The organism is Streptomyces glaucescens (assembly GCF_000761215.1).
GTDB lineage: Bacteria > Actinomycetota > Actinomycetes > Streptomycetales > Streptomycetaceae > Streptomyces > Streptomyces glaucescens_B.
In genome coordinates, this window is the sequence record NZ_CP009438.1 from 222455 (window position 1) to 243024 (window position 20570).

The 20570-nt window shown below is 71.4% G+C and carries 15 protein-coding genes; 6 read left to right on the plus strand and 9 right to left on the minus strand.

What is annotated here, in order from left to right; translation table 11 throughout:
* Positions 1 to 148: 148 nt before the first annotated feature.
* From SGLAU_RS00900 to SGLAU_RS00930, 7 genes are all read right to left on the minus strand, one after another.
* Positions 149 to 3289: an alpha-amylase family glycosyl hydrolase gene (locus SGLAU_RS00900; RefSeq protein ID WP_078958011.1), complete on the minus strand. Its 3141-nt coding sequence runs from the start codon at positions 3287 to 3289 to the stop codon at positions 149 to 151.
* 142 nt (positions 3290 to 3431) lie between these two features.
* A complete protein-coding gene (locus SGLAU_RS00905; RefSeq protein ID WP_043497452.1) occupies positions 3432 to 5141 on the minus strand; it encodes a carbohydrate-binding module family 20 domain-containing protein in 1710 nt (569 codons plus the stop codon).
* A gap of 404 nt (positions 5142 to 5545) precedes the next feature.
* The gene (locus tag SGLAU_RS00910; protein ID WP_412556210.1) at positions 5546 to 6595 is read right to left on the minus strand and encodes a LacI family DNA-binding transcriptional regulator; all 1050 of its coding nucleotides are present in this window, start codon (positions 6593 to 6595) and stop codon (positions 5546 to 5548) included.
* Entirely contained in the window at positions 6592 to 8274 is a 1683-nt protein-coding gene (locus tag SGLAU_RS00915) for a glycoside hydrolase family 13 protein (protein ID WP_043497454.1), read from the minus strand. The genes SGLAU_RS00910 and SGLAU_RS00915 overlap by 4 nt, the downstream gene beginning before the upstream one ends.
* Before the next feature lie 26 nt (positions 8275 to 8300).
* Positions 8301 to 9185, minus strand: coding sequence for a sugar ABC transporter permease (locus SGLAU_RS00920; RefSeq protein ID WP_078957532.1), 885 nt, complete (start codon positions 9183 to 9185; stop codon positions 8301 to 8303).
* Positions 9182 to 10204 carry a carbohydrate ABC transporter permease gene (locus tag SGLAU_RS00925; RefSeq protein WP_078957533.1) on the minus strand — a complete coding sequence of 341 codons (1023 nt, stop codon included), beginning with the start codon at positions 10202 to 10204 and terminating at the stop codon, positions 9182 to 9184. The genes SGLAU_RS00920 and SGLAU_RS00925 overlap by 4 nt, the downstream gene beginning before the upstream one ends.
* A gap of 23 nt (positions 10205 to 10227) precedes the next feature.
* Entirely contained in the window at positions 10228 to 11502 is a 1275-nt protein-coding gene (locus tag SGLAU_RS00930) for an extracellular solute-binding protein (protein ID WP_043497456.1), read from the minus strand.
* Between the two features lie 261 nt (positions 11503 to 11763).
* On the opposite strand from SGLAU_RS00930, the gene SGLAU_RS00935 reads away from it, so the two are divergent.
* Complete coding sequence (locus SGLAU_RS00935) at positions 11764 to 12801, plus strand: LacI family DNA-binding transcriptional regulator (RefSeq protein ID WP_043497462.1); 1038 nt, start codon at positions 11764 to 11766, stop codon at positions 12799 to 12801.
* A 67-nt stretch (positions 12802 to 12868) separates the two neighbouring features.
* Here the strand turns inward: SGLAU_RS00935 and rfbB are convergent, their stop codons facing one another.
* Both rfbB and SGLAU_RS00945 read right to left on the minus strand, forming a co-directional pair.
* Positions 12869 to 13846: a dTDP-glucose 4,6-dehydratase gene (gene rfbB, locus SGLAU_RS00940; RefSeq protein ID WP_043497464.1), complete on the minus strand. Its 978-nt coding sequence runs from the start codon at positions 13844 to 13846 to the stop codon at positions 12869 to 12871.
* Positions 13843 to 14910 (minus strand): glucose-1-phosphate thymidylyltransferase, encoded by a 1068-nt coding sequence (locus tag SGLAU_RS00945; RefSeq protein ID WP_043497468.1) that lies wholly within the window; start codon positions 14908 to 14910, stop codon positions 13843 to 13845. The genes rfbB and SGLAU_RS00945 overlap by 4 nt, the downstream gene beginning before the upstream one ends.
* Before the next feature lie 261 nt (positions 14911 to 15171).
* On the opposite strand from SGLAU_RS00945, the gene SGLAU_RS00950 reads away from it, so the two are divergent.
* From SGLAU_RS00950 to SGLAU_RS35835, 5 genes are read left to right on the plus strand one after another with little or no spacing between them, the layout of a single operon-like run.
* Positions 15172 to 16464, plus strand: coding sequence for an aspartate aminotransferase family protein (locus SGLAU_RS00950; RefSeq protein ID WP_043497471.1), 1293 nt, complete (start codon positions 15172 to 15174; stop codon positions 16462 to 16464).
* Positions 16461 to 17489, plus strand: a complete 1029-nt coding sequence (locus tag SGLAU_RS00955; RefSeq protein ID WP_043497472.1) for an ATP-binding cassette domain-containing protein — start codon at positions 16461 to 16463, stop codon at positions 17487 to 17489. The genes SGLAU_RS00950 and SGLAU_RS00955 overlap by 4 nt, the downstream gene beginning before the upstream one ends.
* The gene (locus SGLAU_RS00960; RefSeq protein ID WP_043497474.1) at positions 17486 to 18295 is read left to right on the plus strand and encodes an ABC transporter permease; all 810 of its coding nucleotides are present in this window, start codon (positions 17486 to 17488) and stop codon (positions 18293 to 18295) included. Before SGLAU_RS00955 ends, SGLAU_RS00960 begins: the two co-directional genes overlap by 4 nt.
* Entirely contained in the window at positions 18292 to 19092 is an 801-nt protein-coding gene (locus SGLAU_RS00965; RefSeq protein ID WP_052413549.1) for an ABC transporter permease, read from the plus strand. The genes SGLAU_RS00960 and SGLAU_RS00965 overlap by 4 nt, the downstream gene beginning before the upstream one ends.
* 7 nt (positions 19093 to 19099) lie before the next feature.
* Positions 19100 to 20569 (plus strand): phosphotransferase, encoded by a 1470-nt coding sequence (locus SGLAU_RS35835; protein ID WP_052413550.1) that lies wholly within the window; start codon positions 19100 to 19102, stop codon positions 20567 to 20569.
* The last annotated feature ends 1 nt before the right edge of the window (position 20570 follow it).

Here is a 20570-nt window from a genome sequence, read left to right on the forward strand (position 1 = left end):
GTGACGGCCTCGGGCCGTGGCACGGCCCCGCCGCCACTGCGGCCTCTTCGCCTCGCCCGGTTTCTTCGGTCCGTTCGGTCCGGGGGGTTTCTTCGGTTCGTTCGGTCCGGGGAGATTCTTCGGTCCGTTGGGTCTGGGGACGCGCCGGTCACTTGTCGGTTCCTTCCGGTTGTGTTCCTTCGATACGCACGCCGGTGGCGCCCAGCAGGGCGCCGCTGTCGGCCCGTTGGGTGGCGATCAGCCGGGACTGGAGGGCCTGGCCGATGCGGTCGCGGTCCCGCGGGTCCACACGGAACGCGGAACCCTGCGCGTGCTGCGGGTAGCGGGACTTCTGTGCCTCGGTGAGTTCGGCCGGGACGAGCCGCAGCCACCGCCCCTCGTCGGAGAGCGCGCCGTCCTCGAGCGTGAGGTCGCCTTCGGTGGCGTACACGAGCTGCTGGCTGGCGACGCCGGTTCCCTCGCCCGCCCATACAACGGTGTCGTCACCGATCCAGGTGGCCTCCGAGGTGCCGAGGTCGAGGCCGAAGGCGCCGCCGGGGGACGGCGTCAGGTAGGCGGGGTCGCCGGCCACGCGCCAGACCTCGTGCCCGTACAGGGAGAAGTCGAGGGCCTCGTCGACCGGGACGTCCTTCTCCTCCCTCTTGTGCAGGATGTAGCTGAGCGAGGCGGCTCCGTCGTCGAGCCGCACTTCGAAGACCAGTCCGAAGGAGTCCTGGCGCACCGGCGGGATGGGGTCGTTCCATTCGGGGGGATCAGCGGACCCGGTCCAGGTGTGCAGGCCCCATCCCTCGTAGTCGCCGTCGGGCCGGTGGTAGTGCAGGACGGCCTTGGTCCCGTCGGGCGGCGGATACGCGGCCTTGGGTCTGGCCGTGCGGACGGCGGTGCTGTTCTCCTCGGTCCACACCTCGCCGGTCGCGGCGAAGTCGAAGGCCCGCTCGGGTCCCTCGGCGACACCGTCCTTCTCGACGGTGAACCGGATGGTGCCGGTGCCGGTGCCGGGCGTGATCCACGCGAAGGCGCCGTAGGCGTCGCGGCCGATGAACGGGGCCGTGGTGCCGTCGGCGGTGCGCAGCCGCAGGCCGTCGTAGTCGCCGTCGGCACGCCGGTGGTGGACGACCGCGTGGTGTCTCTTCGCCGTCGGCCTCTCGGCTGCGGGCGGTTGTCCGGCGGTGGTGGTGGCGGTGGCGCTCGCGGTGCGTCCGGCACTGTCGACGACCACGGCCTTGTACCGCAGAGCGGTCCCCGCCCGCACCGTGTCCGGCAGGTGCTGGGTCACCTTGTACGGTGCATGATCGGCGGAACCGAGAGTCCGCCAGGGCCCGTCACCGACCTGCGCGGCGAACACCACCCGGCTCAGCGGACCGGCGTCCACCGACGCGGCGACCTCCACATCACCCGTGGCACCGGCCGCGGGCGCCCGCACCGACACCGACGGACCGGCCACCGGCAACCCCAGCGGCCTGACCGCCTTCAGCACCACCGCCGACAACGGCGGCACCACCACCGGAACCTTGCCGTCCCGGCCACTGGTCACCCGCGCCGACGAACCGTACACACCCCGGAACCCCATGCCCGCCGCATACGTCGGCACCCTCACCGACCGGACCCGCTCCGCGTTGTTCACCGCGACGACGTACTCCACCCGCCGCCTCGGATCCGTGCGCGAGAACGCGTACACCCCCGCGCCCTCGTCCGCGTACCGCTCCTGCTGCACACCGTCACGCAGCGCCGGATGCCGCTTCGTCAGCCGCGACAGCGCGGCGACCGACCGGTACAGCGGATGCGCCGGATCGTACGCGTCCGACGCGTGCGTACGCTCCGTACCGATCTGATCGTCGTCGAGGTACTCGGGCACCTGCGACGCGAACAGCGTCTGCCGGGAGTACACGTCACCCGCCGGTCCGGTGAAGCCCTGCTCGTCACCGGCGTAGACCACCGGATTGCCCCGGGACAGGAACAACAGCTCGTGCGCGAACCGGTCACGGCGCAGCAGCTCCGCGTCGTCCGCCCCGGGATTGTCCTGGCTGACGAAGCTCCCGATGCGGCCCATGTCGTGACTGCCGAGGAAGGTGACCTCGCCGTAGGCGTTGGCCTTGTCGGTGGTGTAGCGGTAGTCCTGGGCGAGGACGTGGGCGAGGTCGCGCGTGGGGCCGCCGCGGGACGCGTAGTTGCGGAGCGCGGCCTGCAACGGGAAGTCGAGCGTGGCGTCGAGGCGGCCTTCGGTGAGGTAGGGGGCCATGACGACGGGGTCCGCGGAGAAGGCCTCGGCGAAGATGAAGAAGTCCGGCTTGCCCTGCCGGGCCGCGTAGGCGTCCAGCGCCGTGGCCCATTGTGTCCAGAAGGCCATGTTCACGTTCTTGGCGGTGTCGACGCGGAAGCCGTCGATGCCGAAGTCCTTCACCCACGTCCGGTAGATGCGCTCCATGCCCTCGACGACCTCGGGGCGCTCCGTCCACAGGTCGTCGTTGCCGATGAAGTCGCCGTACAGCGCGCTCTCGCCGGCGAAGGTCGAGTCGCCCCGGTTGTGGTACATGGCCGGGTCGTTCAGCCAGGCCGGGACCTTGGTGTCGTGCTCACCGGTGCGGTTTCGCGGTGTGTAGGGCAGTCCTTTCTCGTCGGCCCGGGCCGTGCCGGCGCTGTCGTCGAAGGGCCGGCCGTCGGTGTCGAGGTAGGGGTAGGCGCCCTTGGAGCGGTAGCCGTACTCCTGCTCCGCGTAGTCGATGGTGTCGGCGGTGTGGTTGGTGATGACGTCGAAGAAGACCTTCATGCCCTGGGCGTGGGCCTTGTCGACGAGCTCCGCGAGTTCGGCGTTGGTGCCGAAGTGCGGGTCGACCTGAGTGAAGTCGGTGATCGAGTAGCCGTGGTAGCCGGCCATCTCGGTGCCGCCCGTGGTCTGCACCGGCTTGTTCTTGAAGACGGGGGCCATCCAGATCGCGGTGGTGCCCAGGCCCTTGATGTAGTCGAGCTTCTCGATCAGGCCCCTCAGGTCACCGCCCTGGTAGAAGCGTTTGTCGGTCGGGTCGTGTCCGGTCGCCGAGCGGTCGCCGGTGAGACCGCCCCTGTCGTTGGCGGTGGATCCGTTGGCGAAGCGGTCCGGCAGTGCCAGGTAGAACTGTTCGCGTGACGGGGCGGGCCGCGCCGGTGTGCGGGCGAGCGCGCGGTCGGACGGCGGCCGTGGAGGCGCGGCGTCCGCGGGAGGGGCGGCGGTCGGCAGGGCCGCCAGCACCGACAGGGACAGTGCGACGGCCGATATCCGGGCGGTTGCGCGCCGGAACGGTAAGCGGGTCATGGGGCCTTTCTTCTCCTCCCCCGCGAGCGGGGTGACGACCTCGTGCACGAGGGGGTGTCCGCGCGGACACGGTGGGCCGCCCGGTTCGCCTCGCGCGGTGAACCGGGCGGCCCTTCGGCCGGCGGTACGGGCGGTTCCTGGTTCAGCCGCGCCAGGTGTCGCTCAGCAGCGTCCTGCCGCTGGACGGGACGGTGGCGGTGCGGTTGGGGCCGCTCTCCCAGGTGACCTTGCCGGAGGCGTCCTTGCGGAGGAACTTGTACTCGAAGGAGGTGCCTGCCGGGAGGGCGACGTCGAGCTTCCAGACGGGGTAGGCCGCCGGGTCGAGCTTGAGCGCGCCGGCCGGGTTCCAGTCGCCGAGCGCGGACCGGTTGCCGGTGACGTAGATGTTCTCGCCCCAGGTGGTGGGGGCCTGGACGGCGAACGAGGCGCCGGGGTCCTCCCCGGGGTTCTCACCGGGGTTCCCGCCGCCCGGGTCGGTGCAGCTGGTGGCGCCGGTGTGCAGGGCGAGGGCCGTGTCGGGTCCGAGGGTCGCGGTGAACTGGCCGGAGCCGTTCACGGTGACGGGCTTGCCGCTCTGGACGTCGCAGTAGGTGCCGGCCGGCAGTGACGTCTGGAACGTGCGGGTCAGTGAGCCGGACTCGTGGTTGATCGCGACGTAGGCCTTGCTGCCGCGGCCGAAGGCGATGGCGTTGCTGCCGTTGTCCCACCAGTCGGTCACTTCCGCGCTGCCCGCGGTGTTGCGGAACCCGACCATGCCGGCGATCTCGCGCCAGGCGTGCTGGCACTTCCACCCGTCCGTGTAACAGGCGTCGACGCGCCCGTTGTTGGGGCTGCCCGCGTCGTCGCTGAACTGGTAGCCGGAGTGGACGTCCGGTGATCCGTAGGGCCAGGCCAGCATGAAGACGTGGGCGAGGGTGTACTTGGCGCCGTCCTTGTAGGTGAGCGTGGCGTTGTGGCGCTCGGTGTCGTGGTTGGTGACGAAGGTGGCGGCCTTGTCGCCGGCGACGTATCCCCACGCCTCGCCGAGGTTCTTGAGGTACGCGAGCTTCTCGCCGGAGAAGACGCGCTTCAGGTCCCGGCCGTAGGAGAATTCCTGCACGTCGCCGGTGCCGGTGTACTGGGCGGGCTGCACCGCTTCGCCGTACGCGCCGATGGTCTCCTGCTTCCAGTAGACGCCGGGATCGCGCAGCCGGCCCTTGATGTCGGCGAGGTCGGCCGGCGGGATGTGTTTGGCGGCGTCGATGCGGAAGCCGTCCACGCCGAGGGACAGCAGGTCGTTCAGGTACCCGGCGATGGTCTTGCGGACGTATTCCTCGCCGGTGTCCAGGTCGGGCAGGCCGGACAGTTCGCAGTGGTGCACGTTCCAGCTGTTGCCGTAGTTGTCGATGTCCTTCATGCAGTCGTCCATGTCGGACTTCGAGTACAGGCCGGGATAGTCGTACTTGCTGTAGGACGATCCGCCGGTGCCGGTGCCCGCGCTGTTGGCCATGTGGTTGATGACCGTGTCGACGACGACCTTGACGCCGGCGGCGTGACAGGTGTCGATCATGCTCTTGAAGGCGTCGCGGCCGCCCAGTTTCGTGGCGATCCTGTAGCTGACGGGCTGGTACGCGGTCCACCACTGCGGGCCCGGCACCCGCTCGTTCGGCGGTGACACCTGGACGTATCCGTATCCTGCCGGTCCGAGGTCGTCGGTGCACGCCTTGGCGACGGAGGCGAAGTTCCACTCGAACATCACCGCGGTGACGTCCTTGCCGCCGGGCGGGTCCGCCTGCGCGGTTCCGGGTGCCGTGACGACCACAGCGGCTCCCGCCACGAGGGCGAGTGCAGTGGCCACGGTCTTGTTGGCCATTGTTCCTCCTGATCCACCTGATGCGGATGAGAGGCCTTCACGCAGCAACGCGCCGTGCCCGACAGGCCTGTGGGGTTTTGCTGAAACAGTCAGCAACTTCTTGCGGTCGTGACCGTACGACCCCGTCCACCCTCGGTCAACCCTCCCGTCAGGAGTCCTTGAGCTCTCCACAAAAGCTTCAACGTCCCTGGTGCGCACCGAAATTGAAGCGCTGCAAAGCCTTTCGCAAGCGTTTCAGAGGTGTTACGTTCAATCACCGCCCGGTCCGGCGGTTCGGAGGCCCGGGGACCGGGCCCACGCGCCCGGCCCGCCGGACCGGATCTCCAGCCGGGGCTCCGCAGCCTCCAGGCCGCCCCGCTGCCCCGACCAGGGCCGGCTGCGGATTCTCCCCCGGCCGGGTGCGTTCATCCGCTGCGCCGCGCCGTGGAAGCGCGGACCACCAGCTCCGGCTGGAACACGAACTCGGTCCGCTGCACCGGGGTGCCGCCGACCTCCTCCAGGAGCGCACCCACCGCCGCGGTCGCCATCGCGTGCACCGGCTGGCGCACCGTGGTGAGCGGGGGGTCGGTGTACGCGATCAGCGGTGAGTCGTCGAAGCCGATCACCGAGACGTCCTCCGGGACCGAGAGACCGCGCTCGCGTACCGCCCGGATCACTCCCAGGGCCATCAGGTCGCTGCCGCAGACGATTCCCGTGCACCCCTTGTCCAGCAGCGCCGCTCCCGCCGCATGGCCTCCCTCGACCGTGAACAGGGTGCGCTCGATGCGCTGTTCGGCTTCCTCGGCCCGTGTCCCGCAGAACGAGTGCACGGCCGCGGCGAAGCCCTCGGCCTTGCGCCGCGAGGGCACGAAACGGGTGGGCCCGACGGCGAGCCCCACCTTCGCATGGCCCAGATCGGCCAGGTGCCGCACCGCCATCCGCACGGCGGACCGGTCGTCGGACGAGACGAAGGACGCCGTGATCCGCTCGTTGTACCCGTTCACCAGGACGAACGGCAGCCGGCGCGAGGCCAGTTTGTGGTATCTGACGGGGTCGGCGGTGGTGTCCGCGTGCAGCCCGGACAGGAAGATGATGCCCGTGACGCCCCGGTCCTCCAGCTGCTCCACGAGTTCGTCCTCGGTGGACCCGCCGGGCATCTGGGTGCACAGCACGGGGGTGTACCCGTGGCCGGCCAGCACCTGCTCGATGACCTGGGCGAAAGCCGGGAAGATCGGGTTCGTCAGCTCGGGAATCACCAGCCCGACCAGGCCGGCGCTGCGCTGGTGCAGGCGTACCGGCCGGTCGTAGCCGAGCACGTCGAGCGCGGCCACCACCCGTCGCCGGGTGGCGGGAGCGACGCCCGGCTTCCCGTTGAGCACCCGGCTCGCCGTGGCCTCGCTGACCCCGGCCTGGGCCGCGATGTCGGTGAGCCGCGGGGTGCCGCTCTCGGCACCCCGCGTGAGGGGCAGGGTCACACCGCCCACCAGACGGTGCTGTCCGCGGGAAGCTCGGTCACGTCGCCCTCCGGCACCGGCTCGCCGCTGCTGAGCAGGGGCCGCCCCGGCGCGGCCCACCGCACCGGCGCACCGGTCAGGTTGACGGTGCAGACGAAGTCGCCGCCGCGGCCGTCGCCCGCGCCCCGCCCGCTGCGGCGGAAGGCGAGGACGCCCTCGGGGGCCCGCAGCCACTCGACGCCGTCGCCGGCACCGAGTGCGGGATGCTCGCGCCGCAGGGCCAGGGCACTGCGGTACAGCTCGAGCGTCGACCCCGGGTCACCCGACTGCGCCTCGACCGACAGGTGCCGCCAGCTCTCCGGCTGCGGCAGCCAGCTCGGCCCGCCCGCGACGGGACCGAAGCCGTACGGCGCCTCGGTTCCCGACCACGGGATCGGCACCCGGCAGCCGTCCCGCAGCCCGTCCTGCCCGTTGTCCCGGAAGAACGAGGGGTCCTGCCGGACCTCGTCCGGAAGCTCGGTCACCTCGGGCAGGCCCAGCTCCTCCCCCTGGTAGAGGTAGGCGGACCCGGGCAGGGCCAGCATCAGCAGCGTCGCCGCCCGTGCCCGGCGCAGCCCCTGCTCGGGACCGTCCACGGCGAGGCGGGTGGCGTGCCGGACCACGTCGTGGTTGGACAATACCCAGGTGCTGGGCGCGCCCACCGGGCGCATGGCGTCCAGGCTTTCGTCGATCGCCCGGCGCAGCGCCGCCGCGTCCCAGCCGGCTCCCAGGTAGTGGAAGTTGAACGCCTGGTGCAGCTCGTCCGCCCGCACGTACTGCGCCGTGCGCTCGGCACTGGGCGTCCACGCCTCGGCGACACCGATGCGCTCGCCCGGGTACTCGTCGAGGATCGCGCGCCAGGCCCGGTAGATCTCGTGCACGCCGTCCTGGTCGAAGAAGGGCAGGCTCTGGGTGCCCAGCAGCCGCAACTGCCCGGTGCGGCCGGTGTCGGGCAGTCCCGCGGCCTTGACCAGGCCATGGGCGACGTCGATGCGGAATCCGTCGACGCCCATGTCCAGCCAGTACCGCAGCACGGAGCGGAACTCGTCCCGCACGGCCGGGTGCTCCCAGTTGAAGTCGGGCTGTTCGGGGGCGAAGAGGTGCAGGTACCACTCCCCCGGGGTGCCGTCCGGGTTCTCGGTGCGCGTCCAGGCGGGGCCGCCGAAGACGGACTCCCAGTCGTTGGGGGGAGCATCGCCCGCGGGTCCGCGCCCGGGCCGGAAGTGGAAGCGGTCGCGCAGCGGGGACCCGGGGCCCTCCCGCAGGGCGCGCCGGAACCAGTCGTGCTGGTCCGAGCAGTGGTTGGGGACCACGTCGACGATCACGCGCAGCCCGAGGGCGTGCGCGTCCCTGATGAGTTCGTCCGCGTCGAGCAGGGTGCCGAACACGGGGTCGACGGCCCGGTAGTCGGCGACGTCGTACCCGCCGTCGGCCTGGGGCGAGACGTAGAAGGGGCTGAGCCAGACGGCGTCGACACCGAGTTCCTTCAGGTAGGGCAGCCGGGAGCGGATGCCCTGGAGGTCGCCCACCCCGTCGCCGTCGCTGTCGGCGAAGCTGCGGGGGTAGACCTGGTAGATGACGGCCTCCCGCCACCAGCCCGGGCGTCCGCCGGGACCGGGGGGCCGGGTGTGGGTGCCGGGTTCGGCAAGGTACTGGGTCATGGTTTCCTGCCTGTGAGGGGGGACGGTCAGGACTTGGTGGCGCCTGCGGTCAGGCCGGAGACGAGGTGCCGCGCGACGAGACCGAAGACGATCGCGGCGGGTACCGCGATGATCACGGCTGCCGCCGTCAGCGCGCCCCAGTCACTCGTGTACTGGTTGACGAACGTCTGGAGGCCGCCGGCGAGCGTGAGGTTCTCCTCACCGGTCATGAAGGCGGACGCGTAGGCCACCTCCGCCCACCCGGTGATGAAGGTGTAGAAGGCGGTGACGGCGAGCCCCGGCCTGGCCAGCGGCAGCACCAGCCGCCAGAACGTGCCGAACGGGTTCAGCCCGTCGACCCGGCCGGCCTCGTCGATCTCCACCGGGATGCCGTCGAAGTAGCCCTTCATCATCCAGGCGCAGAACGGCACGGCGACGGTGAGGTAGGTGACGACCAGGCCGATCGGCTGGTTGAGCAGGCCGAGGTCCGCGAGCAGGTTGTACAGCGGCACGATGAGGACCGCGACCGGGAACATCTGGGTGAGCAGGAGCATCCACATCAGGGGGCGCATGCCGGGGAAGCGGAAGCGGCTCACGGCGTAGCCGGTCGTCGCGGCGACGAACACGCCGATCAGCGTGGTCAGGCCGACGACGATCAGCGAGTTCTGCAGCCAGGACAGGAAGTCGGTGTCGCGTATGACGTGGCCGTAGTTGCCGAGGGTGAAGTCCTTGACGAGGGAGGTGTCGAACGCGTCGGTCTTCGGTTTGAAGGAGGTGACCAGCAGCCACAGCGGGGGGAACACCGCGACGACGGAGGCGGTCAGCAGGGTCAGGTGCAGTCCGAGGGAGGCGAGCGGCCCGCGGTCGCCGCGCTTGCGCACGGGGGCCGGCGGCTCGGTGCCGACGGGGGTGTGCGAAGTCGTGTCGGTCACCAGGTGTCTCCCTGCTTGCGCAGTGCACGGCGGTAGGCCGCCGTGACGAGTGCCAGGAGCAGCAGGATCAGCACGCCCCAGGCGGCGGAGGTGGAGTAGTCGCGCGGGCTGATGACGAAGGACAGGCGGTAGGCGTACGTCACCAGGATCTCGGTGGCGTCCCCGGGGCCGCCCCGGGTCAGCAGGAAGATGACCGGGAACATGTTGAAGGTCCAGATGGTGCTGAGCAGGATGACCGTGCTGGAGACGGACCGCAGCCCCGGCAGGGTGATGTGGCGGAAGCGCTGCCAGGGACTCGCCCCGTCCATCTCCGCCGCCTCGTAGAGCTCCGCGGGGATGGACTGCAGCCCGCCGAGGAGGGCGATGAGCATGAACGGCACGCCCACCCAGACGTTCACCGTGATGACGGAGATCTTCGCCCAGGCCGGGTCGTTGAGCCAGGAGATCCGGCCGAGACCGGCGCCGGTGAGCAGTTCGTTGAACAGGCCGCTGCGCTCGTTGAACAGCAGGCGCCAGGTGAACACCGAGACGAACGCCGGCACCGCCCAGGGCAGGATCAGTGCCGTGCGGTACAGGGTGCGGCCCTTGAAGGCGCGGTTGAGCATGACGGCCAGTGCCAGGCCGATCGCGAAGGACAGCGCCACGCAACTGACCGTCCACAGCACGGTCCAGCCGAGCCGGTCCCAGAAGAGCCCGTCGCCGAGGATGGCGCGGTAGTTGTCGAGGCCGACGTACTCGTAGGTCGCGGGGATGTGGTTGACGCCGATGGTGCGTTCGACGTTCGCCTCGTCGGCGTCGGTGAAGGACAGCCAGACGCCGCGCCCGAGCGGGTATCCGATGATCACGCCGATCACGATCACCACGGGGGCGACCATGCTCCAGGCGTACCAGTGGGTGGCCAGGGCTCTGCGCAGCCGCCCCGGGGTCTTGGGGGTCTTGTGGTCAGTGCGGTGGCCCCGGCCGCGGGCACCCGGAGTGCCCGCGGCCTTCGTCACCGACTGGCCGGTCTCGACAGCCATTGGTCGGTCAGCCTTCCCGTGGCCTACTTGTAGTCCTTGAGCAGCTTGCGATAGGCGTCGCCGGTGTTCGCGGCCGCCTCGTCCGGGCTGGTCTCGCCGGACAGCACGTTGGCCATCTGCAGCCGGATCGGCTCGAAGAGGGCATTGCCCTCGGCGATCCACGGCCGTTCGACGGCCTTGTCGACGGCCGGCTTGAAGAACTTCACCATCTCGTTGTCCGCGACGGACGGGACCTCGTAGACGGACGTGCGGGTGGGCAGCAGGCTCAGCTTCTCGGTGGTCTGCTGCTGCACCTTGGCGGAGCTCATGTACTTCACGAAGGCGTAGGAGGCGTCGAGGTTCTTCGAGCCCGCGTACACCGAGAGGTTCCACCCGCCCTGGGGAGAGCCCTGTCCGGCACTGCCGGCCGGGACGGGGGCGACCCCCAGGTTGCCGGCGTCCTTGAAGCGGGCTCCCGCCTTGACGTCCTCGATGGCCCAGGGGCCGTTGACCATCATGGCGACCTTGCCCGACTTGAAGGCGTTCTGCATGTTGTTCCAGCCGTCGGACGCGTCGGTGATGGCCGCCTTGCTGTCCACGAGGTCCTTGATGACGCGGTAGGCGCGCACACCGGCTTCGTCGTCGACCGTGACGGTCTTGTTCTTCTCGTCGACCAGGTCGCCGCCCTCGCCGTAGAGGTAGGGCAGGAACCAGTACGGGTCGTCGCCCCGCAGGTAGAGGCCGGTCGCGCCGGTCTTCTCGGTGATCTCGGCGGCGGCCGTCTTCAGCTCGGCGACGGAGCCCGGCACCTCGACACCGGCCTTCGTCAGCAGTTCCTTGTTGTAGAAGAGCGCCAGGGTGTCGATCACCTGCGGGACCGCGTAGGTCTTCCCCTCGTACCTGGTGCTGGCCGCGGCCTGGGGAAGGTGGTCCGACCCGTCGTCGAGGGCGGGCGTGCCGTCGAGCGGGGCGAGGTAGCCGATGCTGGCGAAGTCCGCGACCCAGGCGACCTCCGTACGCATCACGTCCGGGGCACCGGAGTTGCCGCCCGCGGCGTTCTTGAACTTGGCGTTCGCCTCGCCGAACGGGACGTTGACGTACTTGACGTCGACCTTCGGGTGCTCCTTCTCGAAGCCCTCCGCGAGGGCCTGGTACGTCGCCTTCTCGGCTTCGTTGGACGTGTCCCAGAAGGTGACGGTCCCCGACAGCTCCGTGCCGCCCGCGTCGGTACCGCTTCCGCCGTTGTCGCCCCCGCCACACGCCGATGCCGTCATGGCCACAGCCGCGAACAGCGCGGTGGCCGCAATGCCACGCCGCATTGTGAACTCCCCTGAGTGATCCCGGAATCGGGCGGAGGTCTGGACGCCTCACGCCAACCGCTTCTGCGCGGCGCCGGGGTTGCCAGGAACGTAACAGGATCGAAAAGCCGCCGAAAGACGTTGCGGCAATTTGCTGCAAGCATTTTCAGCCATCGTTTCGGGCGCGTGGTCCGTGGGCGGCGGACGGGCCGTGCCCCGCAGTCCGCCGGTTCCGCGCGCGGTGGGCACGCCCTGACGCCCCGACAGGTAGAGTGCGTTGCCATGACCATGCGGCTCGCCGACATCGCAGCCCGGGCGGGCGTCAGCAAGGCCACGGTCAGCCGGGTGCTGAACGGTGCGCGCGGTGTGGCCACCGGCACCCGCGACTCGGTGCTGACCGCACTGGACGCGCTGGGCTACGAGCAGCCGGCGCGACAGCGCCGCGCCGAGCTGGTCGGACTGGTCACCCCCGAACTGGACAACCCCTTCTTCCCCGCACTGGCCCAGGTGATGGGGCAGGCGCTCACGCGTCAGGGCTACACGCCCGTGCTCGCCACGCAGACCCCGGGCGGCTCGACCGAGGACGAACTCACGGAGATGCTCGTGGACCGCGGGGTGTCCGGCATCATCTTCGTCTCCGGACTGCACGCGGACACCACCGCCGAGACCGGACGGTACGGCCGGCTGCACGAGCGGCAGGTGCCCTTCGTCCTCGTGAACGGGTTCTCGCCCCGGATCGAGGCACCCTTCGTCTCCCCGGACGACCGGGCCGCGATGCGCCTGGCCGTGGCGCACCTGGCGGAGCTGGGGCACGAGCGCGTCGGCCTCGCCGTCGGGCCCGCCCGCTTCGTGCCGGTGCAGCGGAAGATCGAGGGGTTCCGGGCCGGCGTGCGGGAGCACCTGGGAGTGTCGGCGCGGGAGTCCGAGGAGCTCGTGCAGCACTCGCTGTTCTCCCTGGAGGGGGGCCAGGCCGCCGCGTCCGCGCTGATCGACCTGGGCTGCACCGCCGTCATGTGCGCCAGCGACATGATGGCCCTCGGCGCCGTGCGGGCCGCGCGCCGGCGGGGTCTCACGGTTCCCGGTGACATCTCGGTGGTCGGCTTCGACGACTCGCCGCTCATGGCCTTCACCGACCCTCCCCTGACCACCATCAGACAGCCCGTCAAGGCGATGGGGCAGGTCGCCGTGGACGCACTGCTGGAGGAGATGAGCGGAACGCCGCCGCCGCGCACCGAATTCGTCTTCATGCCGGAACTGGTGGTCCGGGGGTCCACCGCCGCCGGCCCGCGGGGCGGCCGGCGCCCGGCTCACGGACGCTGACCGGCCGGCCACCGGCCGCGGGCGGCGGTGTGCCGGCCGGGGCCGGTGGTTGCGGTCCGGCCCGACGTCATGTCGCGGCGAGCAGGGGACGCCACCAGTCCTCGTGCCGCTCGTACCACTTCGCGGTGTCGGCCAGCGCGGTCGCGAAGTCGGTGCGCGGCCGGTAACCGAGTTCCGCGGTGATCTTGCTGTGGTCGACCGCGTAGCGCCGGTCGTGCCCCTTGCGGTTCTCGACGTGGACGATGCGCTCCGGGCCCGCGCCGCACAGTGCGAGCAACCGGTGCGTGAGCTCCAGGTTGGGCAGCGAGGTGCCGCCCCCGATGTTGTAGATCTCTCCCGGCCGGCCCGACACGCGGACGAGTTCGACGGCCCTGACGTGGTCGTCGACGTGCAGCCAGTCGCGCACGTGCCGCCCGTCGCCGTAGAGGGGAACGGTGCCGCCGGACAGGAGGCTGGTCAGGAAGCGCGGTATGAGCTTCTCGGGATGCTGGTGGGGGCCGAAGTTGTTCGAACAGCGGGTCACCCGGACGTCCAGGCCGTGGGTGCGGTGGTGGGCGAGCGCCATGAGGTCCGAGGCCGCCTTCGACGCCGCGTACGGCGAGGTCGGGAGCAGGGGGTCGCTCTCCGCGGCGGCCCCGTGCGGGAGGGAGCCGTACACCTCGTCGGTGGAGACGTGCACGAAGGTGCGCACACCGTGGCGGAGCGCGGCGTCGAGCAGGACCTGGGTGCCCAGCACGTTGGTGCGGGTGAAGGCACCGCTGTCGGTGATGGAGCGGTCGACGTGCGACTCGGCCGCGAAGTGCACGATGTCGTCGTGCCGCGCGGCCAGCGTGTCGACGAGCGCGGTGTCGCACACGTCGCCCTGGACGAAGGTGAGGCCGGGATGGTCACGCACCGCGTGCAGGCGGGCGAGGCTGCCGGCGTAGGTGAGTTTGTCGAGGACGGTCACCGCGACGCCGCCGGGGGCCCCGGGCGACAGGAGCCGGCGGACGTAGGCGGAGCCGATGAAGCCCGCTCCGCCGGTGACGAGGATGGTCGTGGTCATGGGGTGAGATACACCTTGCTGTGGTCGCCGATCACCAGTCGGTGAGCCTGCGGGAGACGGGGGGCCGGGCCGACGACGGCGCCGCGGCCGATGAGGGACGCCTCGATGCGGGACGCCCCCTCGACCTGGGCGCCGCGCAGCAGGACGGAGTACTCGATGGCGCTGTCCTCGACCCGGCAGTCCTCCCCGATGGAGGTGTACGGGCCGACACTGGAGTTGCTGACGACGGCACCCGCGCCGATCACCACCGGGCCCACCACGTGTGACCCCCGCACGATCGCGCCTTCGGCCACCCGGACCCGGCCGACCAGCGTGCTGTGCGCGTCGACCTTCCCCTCGATGCGGCCCTCCAGTCCGTCCAGGACGTGACGGTTGACCTCCAGCATGTCCTCCGCGCTGCCGGTGTCGCGCCAGGGCCGGGTGGTGGTCTCGGCCCGTACGCGCAGGCCCCGGTCGATCATCCACTGCACGGCGTGGGTGATCTCCAGCTCGCCGCGGGCGGAGGGGGTGATGGCCCGTACCGCCTCGTGGACGGCCGGGCTGAAGGCGTACACGCCGATGAGCGCGAGCGAGCTGCGCGGGACGTCGGGTTTCTCCTCCAAGCGCAGCACGTTCCCGTCCGCGTCGACCTCCGCGACGCCGAAGGCGGACGGGTCCGCGACCGGGGTGAGCAGCAGCCGGGCCGCCGCGGGATCGGCGGCCGATTGGCGGGCGAAGTCGGTGACGCCCTGGGGCAGGTAGTTGTCCCCCAGGTACAGCAGGAAGTCGTCGTCGCCCAGGAAGCCGCGGGCGATGCGCACCGCGTGCGCGAGACCGAGCGGGCGGGGCTGGTGGAGGTAGGTGATGCGTAACCCGAACGCGGTGCCGTCGCCGGTGAGTTCGCGGATCTCCCGGCCGTACGCGCCCACGACGACGCCGGCCTCCCGGACACCCGCCGCGGCGAGGGACTCCAGCGCGTAGAAGAGCACGGGCTTGTTGGCGATGGGGAGCAGCTGCTTGGCGGCGGTGTGGGTGAACGGCCTCAGTCTGCTGCCGGTTCCACCTGCCAGGACCAGGGCCTTCACCTCGGCCTCCGCGGGAGCGGGTCGGTCTGCGGGCTTGTTCTCACAGGTCCCTCCTCGAACGTGAGGCGTGGTGGCGCCGTAAGCACGTCGACTCAACCAGAGTGCCGGGGCCGCTCGCAACAACTTTCTGAAACAACCCGCAAACTCTTGCAGCGGTGTGTGTTCAAGTGTTTGACTCAGCGCCGAGCCGCCCCAACCGTGGTGCGCCACAACGCAGTTCGCCGGCGATCGCGTCAGCCGGTCCGACGAGCAGAGGCAGCGATGACAGGCTTACGGCAGACACAGCACCTGGCACGGGAGGCCCGCCACCTGGCGCCGGGCGCCTCCGAGGAAGCCGTCCACGGACGCCGGGTCTTCGCCGAGGGACGCGGTCCCGTTCTGACCGACCTGGACGGCAACCAGTACCTCGACTTCGCGGCCGGGACCCTCACCCAGTCACTGGGCCACGGGCACCCGGAGGTCGTCGAGGCACTCACCACCCAGGCCCGCCGCCTGTGGAACGTCCACGACAGCGCCACGCCGGACCGCGCCGGCCTGCTGGAACTGCTCGCCAGGCTGCTGCCCGAACAGCTCGACACCTACGCCTTCTTCTCCACCGGCGCGGAGGTGGTCGAGGCCGCCCTGCGGGTCGTCCAGGCGACCGCCGCGCCGGGCCGCAACCGGATCGGCGCCCTGCGCCACGGCTTCCACGGCAAGACCATGGGCGCCCGGATGCTGGTCCACTGGGACATCGGCCACCAGGCCTTCAGCGGCAACAGCGTGCTGGGCTACAGCCCCTACTGCTACCGCTGTCCCCTGGGCCTGGAGTACCCCTCGTGCGACGTGCGGTGCGCGACCCTCGTGCGCCGGCACATCGCGGAGAAGCCCAACGTCTCGGCCCTGGTCTTCGAACCCGTCCTCGGCGCGGCAGGCGTCATCGTGCCGCCCCCCGGCTACTGGGAGCGGATCGCCGGCGCCTGCCGGGACGGCGGCGTGCTGCTCGTCGCCGACGAGGTCCTCACCGGCGGCGGGCGCACCGGCGCCTTCCTCGCCAGCGAACTGTTCGGCATCGAGCCGGACCTGGCGATGCTGTCCAAGGGCACCGCGAGCGGATTCCCCTTCGCCGTGCTGGCCGGACGCGCGGAGCTGCTGCGCAGGCCGGAGGCGGCCACCCCGGGGGCGTACGCCTCGACGTACGCGAGCAACCCACTGGGGATCGCCGCCGCCCGCGCCACGCTGGAGGTCGTCGAGCGCGACCGGCTGATCGACCGCGTGCGCGTCCTCGGCGAGCTCATGGAGGAGCGGCTGCGCGCCCTGGAGTCCCGCTTCCCCCAGCTCGGCCAGGTACGCGGCCTCGGACTGCTGTGGGGCCTGGAGTTCGTCACCGACGCCGTCGGCCGGGCACCCGCCCCCGAGACCGCCCGGGCCGTCTACACCACCGCCCTCGACCTGGGGCTGCGCACCTCCCTGGGCGGCCACATCCTGCGGCTGGCACCGCCGTTCACCCTCGACGAGGCGCTGCTCGACGAGGGCCTGCGCCTGCTGGAGACGGCCGTCGAGCGGGTGATCGCGTGATCGTGGCCGAACACCTCGTCAAGGAGTTCCGGCTGGCCGAACGCGAGCCCGGCCTGCTCGGCAGCCTCTCCACCCTCCTGACCCGCCGGTACCGCGTCGTGCGCGCCGTCGACGACGTCTCCTTCGAGATACCGGCCGGCACGAAGACCGCCTACATCGGCGCCAACGGAGCCGGCAAGTCGACCACGATCAAGATGCTGACCGGCATCATGACCCCCACCTCCGGCCGCTGCACGGTCGCCGGGCTGGAGCCCTACCGGCACCGGCAGCGCAACGCCCGCACGATCGGCGTCGTCTTCGGCCAGCGCAGCCAGCTCTGGTGGGACCTGTCGGTACCCGACTCCTTCCGCATCCTGCGCCGCATCTACGACATCCCCGGACCGGTCTACCGGCGCAACCTCGCCCTGTTCCGGGACCTCCTCGACATCGACGCGCTGGGGTCCACCCCCGTGCGGCAGCTCAGCCTCGGACAGCGCATGCGCGCCGAGATCGCGGCGAGCCTGCTGCACGACCCGGCCGTGCTGTTCTGGGACGAGCCCACGATCGGCCTCGACATGGTGCTGAAGGACGCGGTGCGCCGGCTGGTCAACCGCGCCCACCGGGAACTGGGCACCACCGTGGTGCTCACCAGCCACGACATCGCCGACATCGCCGCGATCTGCGACAGCGCCCTGGTCGTCGACCAGGGGCGGGTCGTGCACCAGGGAACCCTGCAGGCCCTGCTGAGCACGGCCGGCCACCGCTCGGTCGTCTTCGACCACCGGGACGGCACCGCGACCGCGACCGTCCTGGCCCGCGTGGAGGCCGGGCTGCCGGGTGTGCGGGCCACGCCGGACGACGGCGGCCGGGTCCGCGTCGACTACCCGACCGGCCGCTACACCTCCCGGCAGGTCCTCACGTTCCTGCTGGACCACTTCGACCTGGCCGACTGGTACGCCCCCGAACCGGGCCTCGAGGACGTCCTCCGCGAGATCTACGGCCGCTCGCGTGCCGTCCCCGGCCACGCGCGCGACGGGTCCGCATGACCGCCCGCCTGCGTCGCTACGTGCCGTTCGCCACCAGTGGCCTGCAGTCCCTGCTGCAGTACCGCTCGATGTTCGCGATGACCGCGATGACCGCGGCCGCCGGCGCGGCGGTGACCGTCTTCCTGTGGCGCGCCGTGTACGAGGGCACGCCCGGCCGCGGACCCGGCGGCTTCACCGTGGCGGAGATCACCACCTACCTGCTGGTGGCCCAGATCCTGCAGGTGCTGCACAGCAACCGGGTGGACGACGAGGTCGCGGCCGAGGTGTACCGGGGCGATGTCGCGGTCATGCTCGTGCGCCCCGTGAGCTACCCGGTGATGCGGTTCTTCGCCTGCCTGCCGGTGGTGGGCGCCAACGCCGTCCTGGTCGGACTGCCGGTCCTCGGCCTGTTCGCCCTGATCGTGCCGCTCAGCGCGCCCCGGCCGGCGGACCTGCTGCTGTTCGCCCTCTCCACCGCCCTGTCGGTGCTGCTGGCGTTCTGCGTGAACCTGCTGACCGGCATGACGGGCTTCCTCACCACCAACACCTGGGGGGTGCGGATGGTCAAGCAGAGCGTCGTCGCCTTCTTCGCCGGTCAGCTCGTGCCCATCGCGCTGATGCCGGGCCCGCTGGCCGCGCTCGCGACGGCGCTGCCCTTCCGCGGGATGGTCGACGGTCCGCTGACCCTGCTGCTCGGCCGTTACGACGGCTGGGCCGGGGCCGCCGGGCTGCTCGCCCAGCAACTGGCCTGGGTGGCCGGCCTGTCGCTGCTGTGCGCCGCGCTCTGGCGCGCCGCTCTCGGACGGCTGGAGGTGCTCGGCGGATGACACGGACGATGACGCGGTACCTGCGGCTCGCCTGGTTCCTGGGCGGGGTGGGTCTGCACCGGCTGGCGGCCTACCGCACGGACTTCGTGCTCGGCGCGGGCGCCTTCCTGGTGCGGGTCGGCATCCAGACGGCGGTCGTCGGTCTGGTCTTCCGCCAGGTTCCCGCCGTGGGCGGCTGGTCGTACCACGAGGTGCTCTTCCTGCTGGGGTTCTCGCTGCTGCCGCGCGGGCTCGACCACCTCTTCACCGACCAGCTGTGGGAACTGGGCCGCAAACTGGTCCAGCGCGGCGAGTTCTACCGCTACCTCGTCAGGCCGGTCGACCCGCTGTTCTCCCTGCTGTCGGAACGCTTCTTCCACCCCGACGGACTCGGCGAACTCCTCGTGGGCGCCGTACTCGTGGCCTACGCGGGCAGCGAGCTGGGCCTGTCGCTCACCGCCGTGCAGTGGGCGCTGGCGCCCGCCCTCGTGCTGTGCGGCGCGCTGCTGCACACCTCGGTGAAGCTGTTCTTCGCCTCCCTGTCCTTCTGGACCGTGACGAGCATGCCCGCGATGTACGCGGCCAGCCAGGTGTCGGAGTTCTCCTCCTACCCCCTGGACATCTACCACCCCACGCTGCGGACCCTGCTCACCTGGATCCTGCCGTTCGCGTTCACCGCCTACGTGCCGAGCGTCTACCTGCTGACCGGCGTGACGGGACTGCTCGGCTGGCTGCCCCTGATGACCGCCGGTGCCCTGGCACTCGCCCTGACCGTGTGGCGCCGGGGCGTCGACCGATACGAGATGACCGGAAGTTGAGTCGGGCATGATACGAAACGACGATCTCGGCCACCTGCTGCGCGCAGCGCCCTGGATGCCCGAGGACGGCAGGCGGGCCGAGCGCTTCGAGTGCGTCGACCACGCGTCCCTGGGCTCCGACGTCCTCCTGCTGGTCGTGACGGCCGTCGGCGGACCGGCGTCCGGACGCCGCTGGTTCGTCCCCGTCCGGCCCGGTCCGGGAGGTGACGGCCTCCAGGAGGCGCACGGCAGCGCGGAATTCGAGTCCGCCGCGCTGGACGGGGTCTGCGCCGAGCGCCGGCTGCCCACCGCCCGCGGCGGCTGGGTGCGCTTCCGCGGCGCGCGCCTCACGGCCCGCTCGGTGCGACTGCTGCCGTTCGAGCGGGGCTGGTCCTCCAACGTCCTGTCCCTCGTGGAGAACGACGGCACGGCCTACGTCCACAAGACCTACCGGCGGCTGGACGAGACCGTCCGGGAACCGGAACTCCTGCGGCTGATGAACGGGACCGGCCGCACCCCCGACTGGGCCGGCGACTACACCTACGTCGACCCCGCCGACGGCTCCCACCACCCGCTGGGCGTGTTCTACCGGTACACACCGGGGGACGGCATCGATCTGCCGCTGAGGCTCAGCATGCGGTCGCTGTGGCCGAAGGTGACCGGCGGACCGGCCCCCGGTGATCTCGAGGACGCCGTGCGGACGCATCTGCGCCCGCTGGCCGGCAACCTGCGCGACGCCGGACGCTTCCTGGCCGGCTTCCACCGCGACCTGGCCGCCCGGCTCGGCGCGGGTCCCGTCCCGCCGTACCCGGCGCGGGAGGTGCTGGCCCGGGCCACGGCCCGGACGGCCGCGCTGGCCCCGGCGGGCATCGGTCTGCCCACGGCCGCGCGCACCGCGGCCTTCGCCGCCCTGCGGCGGGAGGCCGCCACGCTGCGCGGCGCCTTCGACGCCGCCCCCGCGGGGTTCCCCTCCGGTCCGTGCCACGGCGACCTGCACCTGTCCCACCTGCTGTGCCGGCCGCGGGAGGACGGAGGCTGGTCGATGAGTGTGATCGACATGTCGACCCCCGCCCTGGGCCCGGACGAGGCGGAGTGGGCCGCCCAGTCTCCGGTGCAGGACCTCGTCGCCGTACAGCGCGCGCTGGAGTACTTCACCGCCGACGAGGCGGCCTTCGAGAGCGCGCGGCGCCTCGGCGTCGACTCCACCGAGACGATGCGGGGCGCGCTGGACGGCGCCGACGGCTGGCCCCCCGGGCCGCGCGCGGTGCTGCGCCAGGTGTTCCACGCCGCGGACGTCTGGCGGGCGCACGTCCTGCGCCTGCTCCTCGGCGGCACGGCGGACGACCCCCTGCGCCGGCTGCTGTACCTGAGCCGCCTGCTGCACGAGCTCGCCTACAACGTCGACCACGCCCGGCCCTACCACGCCGCGATCGACCTGCGCCACGCCCTCGCGCTCGCCTCCCGTGCCCCGGCCCCGACCATTCCAGCAAGGACGTGAA

Excerpts from the sequence above, each read along its gene's own strand:
- SGLAU_RS00935 (WP_043497462.1), top strand. The coding sequence starts at position 11,764 with ATGACCATGCGGCTCGCCGACATCGCAGCCCGGGCGGGCGTCAGCAAG.
- SGLAU_RS00905 (WP_043497452.1), bottom strand. The coding sequence starts at position 5,141 with ATGGCCAACAAGACCGTGGCCACTGCACTCGCCCTCGTGGCGGGAGCC.
- SGLAU_RS00925 (WP_078957533.1), bottom strand. The coding sequence starts at position 10,204 with ATGGCTGTCGAGACCGGCCAGTCGGTGACGAAGGCCGCGGGCACTCCG.
- SGLAU_RS00960 (WP_043497474.1), top strand. The coding sequence starts at position 17,486 with ATGACCGCCCGCCTGCGTCGCTACGTGCCGTTCGCCACCAGTGGCCTG.
- SGLAU_RS00930 (WP_043497456.1), bottom strand. The coding sequence starts at position 11,502 with ATGCGGCGTGGCATTGCGGCCACCGCGCTGTTCGCGGCTGTGGCCATG.
- rfbB (WP_043497464.1), bottom strand. The coding sequence starts at position 13,846 with ATGACCACGACCATCCTCGTCACCGGCGGAGCGGGCTTCATCGGCTCC.
- SGLAU_RS00965 (WP_052413549.1), top strand. The coding sequence starts at position 18,292 with ATGACACGGACGATGACGCGGTACCTGCGGCTCGCCTGGTTCCTGGGC.
- SGLAU_RS35835 (WP_052413550.1), top strand. The coding sequence starts at position 19,100 with ATGATACGAAACGACGATCTCGGCCACCTGCTGCGCGCAGCGCCCTGG.
- SGLAU_RS00950 (WP_043497471.1), top strand. The coding sequence starts at position 15,172 with ATGACAGGCTTACGGCAGACACAGCACCTGGCACGGGAGGCCCGCCAC.
- SGLAU_RS00915 (WP_043497454.1), bottom strand. The coding sequence starts at position 8,274 with ATGACCCAGTACCTTGCCGAACCCGGCACCCACACCCGGCCCCCCGGT.
- SGLAU_RS00900 (WP_078958011.1), bottom strand. The coding sequence starts at position 3,289 with ATGACCCGCTTACCGTTCCGGCGCGCAACCGCCCGGATATCGGCCGTC.